This is a genomic window from Gordonia sp. 852002-10350_SCH5691597, assembly GCF_001665715.1.
GTDB lineage: Bacteria > Actinomycetota > Actinomycetes > Mycobacteriales > Mycobacteriaceae > Gordonia > Gordonia sputi.
The window spans coordinates 20,717-27,047 of record NZ_LZMO01000093.1; the positions used below are offsets into that span (position 1 = coordinate 20,717).

At 66.0% G+C, this 6,331-nt stretch carries 7 protein-coding genes; 4 read left to right on the forward strand and 3 right to left on the reverse strand.

Features of this window, described 5'->3' with window-relative positions; all coding sequences use genetic code 11:
- The first annotated feature begins 26 nt into the window (after positions 1-26).
- Genes yaaA through A5777_RS07000 form a run of 3 tightly spaced genes read left to right on the forward strand, consistent with a single transcriptional unit; the run spans position 27 to position 1,512 of the window.
- On the forward strand, positions 27-767 hold the full coding sequence (gene yaaA / locus A5777_RS06995; protein WP_064862111.1) for a peroxide stress protein YaaA: 741 nt from the start codon (positions 27-29) through the stop codon (positions 765-767).
- A gap of 10 nt (positions 768-777) precedes the next feature.
- Positions 778-915, forward strand: a complete 138-nt coding sequence (locus A5777_RS25300; RefSeq protein WP_231894976.1) for a hypothetical protein — start codon at positions 778-780, stop codon at positions 913-915.
- A 33-nt stretch (positions 916-948) separates the two neighbouring features.
- Positions 949-1,512: a phosphotransferase gene (locus A5777_RS07000; RefSeq protein ID WP_231894977.1), complete on the forward strand. Its 564-nt coding sequence runs from the start codon at positions 949-951 to the stop codon at positions 1,510-1,512.
- 6 nt (positions 1,513-1,518) lie between these two features.
- Here the strand turns inward: A5777_RS07000 and A5777_RS07005 are convergent, their stop codons facing one another.
- The 3 genes from A5777_RS07005 to A5777_RS07015 form a co-directional block, all read right to left on the reverse strand.
- Positions 1,519-3,069, reverse strand: a complete 1,551-nt coding sequence (locus A5777_RS07005) for an MFS transporter (protein ID WP_064862112.1) — start codon at positions 3,067-3,069, stop codon at positions 1,519-1,521.
- A 143-nt stretch (positions 3,070-3,212) separates the two neighbouring features.
- Positions 3,213-4,586, reverse strand: a complete 1,374-nt coding sequence (cobA, locus tag A5777_RS07010) for a uroporphyrinogen-III C-methyltransferase (protein WP_064862113.1) — start codon at positions 4,584-4,586, stop codon at positions 3,213-3,215.
- Positions 4,587-4,664: 78 nt separating this feature from the next.
- Complete coding sequence (locus tag A5777_RS07015) at positions 4,665-5,999, reverse strand: TerD family protein (protein WP_064862114.1); 1,335 nt, start codon at positions 5,997-5,999, stop codon at positions 4,665-4,667.
- A gap of 102 nt (positions 6,000-6,101) precedes the next feature.
- Between A5777_RS07015 and A5777_RS07020 the strand changes: the two genes are divergently transcribed.
- Positions 6,102-6,331: helix-turn-helix domain-containing protein (locus tag A5777_RS07020; protein ID WP_156529299.1), on the forward strand; the 230-nt coding region annotated here is incomplete at its 3' end.

Sequence of the window (6,331 nt, forward strand, 5' to 3'; positions counted from 1 at the left end):
CCACGTGGCCGGATACAGTGTTCGACGTGCTCGTCATCCTCCCGCCCTCGGAAACCAAGTCCGACGGGGGTTCCGGCGCCCCACTCGACCTCGACACACTCTCGTTCACCGAACTCAATCCCGTGCGCAAACAGATCGCCGACGCCGTCGTCGACCTCGCGAGCGATCTCGACGCGAGCGTGAAGGCACTCGGTCTCGGCAAGACACAGCTCGCCGAGGTCGACCGCAACGCCGACCTCTGGCTCTCACCGACCCGCCCTGCCATCGAGCGCTACACCGGCGTGCTCTACGACGCCCTCGACCACCGATCACTGACCCGCGCGGGCAAAACGAAAGCGGCAGAACGCCTCGCGATCGGGTCGGCGCTGTTCGGGGTCATCCGGGCCGGCGACCGGATACCCGCCTACCGCCTCTCGGGCGGATCCACACTCCCCGGCTTCGGCACGCTCACCTCGGCGTGGAAGGCTGCTCTCTCGAACACGCTCGACGCGGTGGACGATTTCGTCGTCGACCTGCGCTCGGGCATCTACCAGCAGCTAGGGCCCGTCTCCGGTGCGGTCACCGCCACGGTGATGACGGAGGCGCCCGACGGCACCCGAAAAGTGGTGAGCCACTTCAACAAGCACTACAAGGGGCTTATGGCTCGCGAACTGGTACGAACGCGCCGAAACGTCCGCGACATCAACGCCCTCGCCGCCGTGCTGTCCGACGCGGGGCAGCGCGTCGAGATCCCCCGACCCAACGAGATCGTCGTACTGACCGACTGACATTGATCCGATGACCTCTGCCGTCCCTGCGCACGAATTTCCCGACGTTGTCGTGTCGCATTCCGGCGGCGATCCGATCACACCGGTCTGGCTCAACGATGTCGGTGGCATCACCTACCGACTCGGCGAAGGCCTATCCGCCCGGTAGCTGAAATGGCAACCACCAACCGACGAGATCTCCCTGCGCGCTGAAGCTCACCGACTCTCGTGGGCGGCGCAGTTCGTCACTTGCCCCGCAGTGCTCGACGCCGGATACGACGAGAGCGCGGAGTGGATGCTGACGGCCGCTGCGCCGGGAATATCGGCGGTGTTCACACCGTGGCTCGAACACCCCGAGATCAGCGTCCCGGCACTCGGTCGAGGTCTTCGCCGTCTACACGACACGCTGCCCACCGACTGGTGTCCGTGGACGTGGTCGCCCGCCGAACGCATTTCCGACGCTCGGTCGCGTGGCATCGACGTCCGACTCGAGGCCACAGATGCCCCCGCGATCGACCGCGCGGTTGTCTGTCACGGCGACGCGTGCTGCCCCAACTTCCTGCTGTCAGACCCTGGACAGGTGACGGCGTACGTCGATCTTGGCAGTCTCGGCGTCGCAGATCGGTGGGCCGACATCGCCGTGGCGGCGATGAGTACGCGGTGGAACTACGGCCCCGGCTGGGAGAAACCGCTCGTCGCTGCATACGGCGTCGACGTCGACCAGGACCACATGAACTACTACCAGCGGTTGTGGGATGCCACGTGATCGAGGTCAGTCGTGCTGCGTCGTCTGCGCGATGTCGGGGTCGAGTCCGGCATCGGCGGCTTCCTGCGCCGCCTGGCCCTCGGCAACCTGCTCCGGCGTGAACCGCATGAACAATACGACGATCGCGGCGATCACCGCGATACCCGCGCAACAGGCAAAGGCCAGGCCGTAGCCGTTGGCCTGAGCGGCGAGTTGCGCCTTGTTCATCGACTCCACGGGCGCGGTGGTGCCGCCGAGCGACAGCGCGCGAGACGTCACGAGCGCCCCGACCGCGACCAACCCGATCGCACCGCCGAGGTTCTGTGCGACCTGCGCCAGCGCTGTGAGCGGCCCGATCTCGTTCGGCCCGACGCCCGCGACAACCGAAAGCGTCAGCGGGATCACAGCAAAACCGACACCCACACCGATCACCACGACAGGGATGAGGATGCTCGGGAAGTACGCGGGAGCCTTCGGCGCAATCGACGCCGCGTAGACGCAGCCGCCCAGAATGATCGCGCCACCGCACAGCACCAGCCACCGCGGCTGGACGTGCAGCGCGAGCTTCGACGCGATCGCCGCGGCGATACCCAGGCCGAACGCGAACGGCACCACTGCGAGACCACTCTGAACGGGGGTGTACTTCAAGATCCCCTGCAGGTAGAGGGAGATGAAGACCGCCATACACATCATGATCATGCTGGCGAAGAAGATGGCGACCAAAGCGGCGACACGACTCGCGTTGTCGAACAGAACGAACGGCAGGATCGGGTTGCTCGCACGGCGCTCGACTATGACGAACGCCACGAGCGCGAGACCACCGAGGATGAACGAGCCGATGACGATCGGACGGCCCCAACCGTTGGGCCCCTCGTTCACCGCGAGCACCAGCAGTGAGCATCCCAACGTCGCGAGCACGGCTCCCGGTAGGTCGAGAGAGAGTCGCACGCCCTGGGATTCGCGCAAGACAAAGTAGGCGCCGACTGCGACAAGCAGTCCGATCGGGACGTTGATCAGGAAGACGAGACGCCACGAGAGCTGGGTCAGCACACCACCGAGGATCAGACCCGCGACAGAACCGATACCGGTCATCGCCGCGTAGATCGCGAACGCCTGACTGCGTGGTTTACCTGGCGCGAACGTCGTGGCGACCAGAGCCATCGCGGTCGGCGCAGCGACGGCTGCCGAGGCACCCTGCAGGGCACGTCCGACGATGAGACTCGTTTCATCCCAGGCCAGGCCGCACAGCAGTGAGGTCAGGGTGAAGGCTGCGACGCCGATCACGAACATGCGCTTGCGTCCGAACGCGTCACCGAGTCGGCCACCGAGGAGCATCAACCCGCCGAATGCCAGGACATAGCTGCTGATGATCCAGTTCGCACCCGACTCCGAGAGTTGCAGCGACTCACGGATCTTCGGCAGCGCCAGCGCGGCGACCGTTCCGTCGAGCACCATCAGCAACTGCATTCCCGACAGCACGAGGATCGCGAGCCCGAACACCGGCCGGTACTGATTGTCGGTGTCCGACGCCCCGGCCGCGAAATCCAGCCGGTGTGCTTGCCCAGGTGACGACGACATAGGGTTCGACGCTACCGCGCCCCCGCGCGTATGTGCCAATTCTCGTTGGCGGATAGCCGCTGTACGGCGCGAGACAAAGCCCACTCGACGGGATGCAGCACCCACCAGACGCCTGCCGCCTATCGAGCCTCGCCTCCAGCCGCCTATCGAGCCTCGCCTCCAGCCGCTGATCGAGCCCCGCCTTCGGCCGCTGATCGAGCCCCGCCTTCGGCCGCTGATCGAGCCCCGCCTTCGGCCGCTGATCGAGCTCCGTCGAGATCACCGAACGCCGCAACGGCATCCGCATCGTCGAATCCCGCTACGTCACCGATCACGACGATCGCGGGCGGCTTTAGTCCTTCGCGCGCCGCGGTCTCGCCTGCGTGGGAGAGGTCGGTGCGGATGAGGCGTTGGGTGGGCAGTGATCCGTTCTCGATCATCGCGACAGGGGTGTCGCCGGGCTTGCCGCCCGCCAGGAGCGCGTCGGCGAAGACGTCGACTCGTTCCACAGCCATCATCAGCACCAGCGTTCCGCGTAGCTGTGCGAGCACCGACCAGTCGATCAGCGAATCTGGGTGCCCGGGCCGGACGTGCCCCGAGGCGATCACCACCTCGTGCGTGACTCCGCGATGGGTCACGGGGATGCCTGCGGAACTCGGCACGGAGATCGGGCTGGTGATACCGGGGACCACGGTCACCGGCACGCCCGCGGCCACGCACGCCTGCAACTCTTCGAAGCCGCGACCGTAGACATACGGATCGCCGCCCTTGAATCGCACGACGAACTTGCCCTCTTTCGCCTTCGAGGTGAGGACGTCGTTGATGGCCTCCTGTTTCATGGCTCGCCCGTAGGGCACCTTCGCGGCGTCGATGATCTCCACCTGCGGACCGAGCGAGGCCAAGAGCTCCGGTGGCGCCAACCGATCCGCGACGACGACGTCGGCAGCCATCAGCAGTTTGAGGCCGCGCACGGTGATGAGGTCGGGGTCGCCTGGGCCACCACCGACTAGCGCGACGCCCGGCGGGTGCGGCTGCTCGTCGACGTCGAGTGAGCCGTCGGCCAGTGCCCGTGAGATCGCGGCGCGCAACGCCGCCGACAGCCTGTGATCGCCGCTCGCCAACACCCCGAACTGCACGTCGCGATGCCGACCGGAGGCCGGGGTGACGGCACTGCCCCACCGCGCTTCGTCGGCCCGCACACAGAACGTGTGCCGACGCTCCGCCTCCGCGACCACGGCTGCATTCACGCCAGGATCGTCGGTACACGCCATCGCGTACCAGGCTCCGTCGAGATCGCCGTCGACGTATGCACGTTTGTGCACGACGACCCCGGGAAACGACTCGACGGCGGGCGTCGGGTCAACAGCCACAACCTCGACCCGGGCGCCGGCGGCCACCAGATTCGGAAGTCGACGCTGCGCAACCGACCCACCGCCGACGACAACCACCTTGCGGCCGTGCAGATCGAGCCCGGCGAGATAGTGGACTTTGTCTCTATCGTTGGCGCCACCATGGCCTGCGGACGCATCGACTGACATGGATGCTGATCCTACCGATGCGTTGACCGCTTGGCCGGTCAGGTGGATCGCGGCTCTGCCGGTCTGGTGAGTACCGAACTACTTCTCACAGAGTCCGCTGTACAGGGTCAGACCCTGCCCGTGGTTTTTGGCTTTGCTCCGGCCGACGGGTCCGCCGGACGGCTCTTGAACCCACGCACCGGTGCTGCTGAGTCCGGGCATGGCTTCACTCTTGTGTGCGCTGTAGCGGGTTTCGCCGTCGACGGTGAGAACTCCGTCGAGCACGTCGATGTGGGCGACGGTGGCCCAGTAGGAATCGGCACTGTTGCCGACGTAGACAAGGATTTCGTCGGCGTCAGGTCCGGGCAGACCGTCGTGACCGGCACGCCCGTACCGGATCGCGACGCGGGGCCTGCCGAACTCGTCGATGGCGCCAGTTCCGTTGTCGACGCTCTGATAGACGTTGACCAGCAGATCGCCATTCTCCGTCGGACGCACCCGAACCTGTTCGGTGGCAGGCTTGTTGCCTGCCCCGGGGCCGAGACTGTCACCGAGGTGATGCATGAACGGCCACACGCCGAGATCGCCCTGGTGTCCGGCTTCGCCACTGATGACGACGAACTCGTTGGTCTCCTCGTTGCGACAAAAGAAGTAGACGTCCAGATCGCCTGTGCCGTAACGCTTCACATTTCCCTTGCGGTCATATGACGCGCCGCGGCCATCCCATTCGAGACCCACGGTCAGCACCCAGTTCGGATCGCCCTTGCTCTTACGCAGGTCGATGCGCGCGGTCTTGTCAGCGCTGTCTTTCGTCAGCGACACCGACACTTTCGTCATGTTGATGGCCGACGCGGCGGGCGGCTGCGAAGTGGGCGCGGGTGCCGATGGGGCATGCACAGCGGCTGGGACGCTCGGTGCTGTTGTGGGACTCGCCGTATCGGCGGCGGGCTCATCGACAGAGATCCCGAACTCGGTGGCCAGTGCGGCCAACCCTCGGTCGTAGCCTTGGCCGATGGCGTCGAGTTTCCAGTCCGTCCCACGGCGGTAGAAGGCCGCGATCTGCACCACGGTCTCGCTGGTGAGCGCACCGGGCATGAAGGAGAGGTCTTGCGACTCCGATGTCACCGCCGCGCTGAACTGGCCGCTCTGGCCGAACGTTGCGCCCTGGGCTTCGGTGCTGCCCACGATGACGATGCGGTCGACGTCAGCCGCCACGGCGCCGAGGTCGACGTCGATCTCGTCGTCGGACACCAAACGCACGCCCGGCGCCTGCGGATTGTTGAAAAAGACGAAATCGTCATCGGTACGGACCCGGCCGCTGGCACCCAGCAGCACCGCCGATACGTCGATCGTCGGCCCGCTGCCGCGGATGCGGATCCGATAGGTGCGATCTACCAGCGCTGTCTTGGACCCTTTGATCAGTGGGGAGCTCACACCAGCGACCGTACTGCCCGCCGGACGAGCGCTCGGAGGGGGATGGCGCCGCTCTCCTAGTGTCCTGAGTCATTAATTGTCATTCGGTTGATAGACTGGGGAATGGCAACCCGGGGTCCGCGAGCAGTGGATATTGTTCTGACCGATGACGAGCGCCGTGAGCTCGAAGGGTGGGCGCGTCGGCGAACGACGGCCTCGGGTTTGGCGATGCGATCACGAATCGTTCTCGCTGCCGCTGATGGCGGGTCGAATACTGAAGTGGCACAACGACTCGGCCTCAACCGAGGTACCGTGCGGCGATGGCGAGGCCGGTTCGTCGAGCACCGCTGCGA